We start from the raw sequence: 1659 nt of genomic DNA, 5'->3' as shown, positions 1-1659 counted from the left end.
AACGTGCGCATGTGGCAGGAGCTCTTCTATGACGAGCGCTACTCATATACCAGGATGATCAACCCTGACTACTCTCTCATCGCCAGCGCGTACGGCATCAAGTACCGTCAGGTGGAGAAGAGGGAAGAGCTCAAGGAGGCGATCGAGGAGATGCTTTCTGACGACAAGCCTTACATCCTCGACGCACACGTTCTCGAGGAAGGAATGGTATTCCCTATGATTCCTCCTGGAAAGAACGTCAATGAGATTATGTTGAACAATGATGATTGGTTTGATTATGGAGAATAACGAGCATCTTTTCGTGGTCTCGGTCTATTCCGAGAACCAGGTCGGACTCCTCGGTGCGATCGCGAATGCCTTCACCAGGCGCAGCCTCAACATCGAGACCCTGAACGTCGAACCATCGGAGTTCGAAGGAGTACACAGGTTCACCTTCAAGACAAGGACCACCATTGACAAGGTGGAATCCATCGTGAAGCACATAGAGAAGAAGGTAGATGTGCTCAAGGCCTTCTACTACGTGGACAACGAGTATCTTGTGAAGGAGCATGAAATCCTCGCAAGCTATATTGACAAGCACAAGAGATAAACAAGAAATAATTAATAAAAAAAGAAAACGACTATGGCAAAAATGAACTTTGGCGGCGTTATCGAGAACATCGTTACCCGCGACGAATTCACAGTGGAGAAAGCAAGAGAAATCCTCAAGGACGAGACCATCGCAGTCATCGGTTACGGTGTGCAGGGTCCTGGCCAGTCTCTTAACCTCAAGGACAACGGTTTCAACGTTATCGTTGGACAGCGCCCAGGCAAGACTTACGAGAAGGCAGTTGCTGAGGGTTGGGTACCAGGTGAGACCCTCTTCGGTATCGAGGAGGCATGCCAGAAGGCAAGCATCATCATGTGTCTCCTTTCTGACGCAGCAGTGATGTCAGTATGGCCAACCATCAAGGGCTACCTCACCCCAGGTAAGGCTCTCTATTTCTCACACGGCTTCGCTATCACCTGGAACGATCGCACCGGCGTCGTACCTCCAGCTGATGTTGACGTCATCATGGTTGCCCCTAAGGGTTCAGGTACTTCACTCCGCCGTCTCTTCGTAGAGGGCCGCGGCCTCAACTCTTCATACGCAGTTTACCAGGACGCTACCGGCCGTGCAATGGATCGTACCCTCGCACTCGGTATCGGTATCGGTTCAGGCTACATGTTCGAGACTACCTTCCAGCGTGAGGCTACTTCAGACCTTACCGGTGAGCGCGGTTCGCTCATGGGTGCTATCCAGGGTCTCCTCCTCGCACAGTACGAGGTACTCCGTGAGAACGGCCACACTCCTTCAGAGGCATTCAACGAGACCGTTGAGGAGCTCACTCAGTCACTCATGCCTCTCTTCGCTGAGAAAGGTATGGACTGGATGTACGCAAACTGCTCTACCACCGCACAGCGCGGTGCACTCGACTGGATGGGCCCATTCCACGATGCATGCAAGCCTGTAGTTGAGAAGCTCTACGCTAGCGTGAAGTGCGGAAACGAGGCTCAGATCTCTATCGACGCCAATTCTAAGCCAGACTATCGTGAGGGCCTCGAGAAGGAGCTCAAGGCACTCCGTGAGTCAGAGATGTGGCAGACTGCCGTTACCGTACGCCAGCTCCGTCCAGAGAA

The 1659-nt window shown here is 52.5% G+C and carries 3 protein-coding genes; all 3 read left to right on the top strand.

Going from position 1 to position 1659, the window contains the following annotated elements; all coding sequences use genetic code 11:
- A partial coding sequence (locus AC06ND_RS03750; RefSeq protein WP_475677654.1) for a thiamine pyrophosphate-dependent enzyme occupies positions 1-288 on the top strand: 288 nt, incomplete at its 5' end.
- A complete protein-coding gene (locus tag AC06ND_RS03745; RefSeq protein WP_475677653.1) occupies positions 278-589 on the top strand; it encodes an ACT domain-containing protein in 312 nt (103 codons plus the stop codon). The genes AC06ND_RS03750 and AC06ND_RS03745, both read left to right, overlap by 11 nt.
- 33 nt (positions 590-622) lie before the next feature.
- Positions 623-1659, top strand: a 1037-nt coding sequence (ilvC, locus tag AC06ND_RS03740; RefSeq protein ID WP_475677652.1) for a ketol-acid reductoisomerase, incomplete at its 3' end; no start/stop codon positions are given.

It is taken from the genome of Candidatus Cryptobacteroides sp. (assembly GCF_056207615.1).
This window is presented reverse-complemented; position numbering and strand designations above follow the sequence as displayed.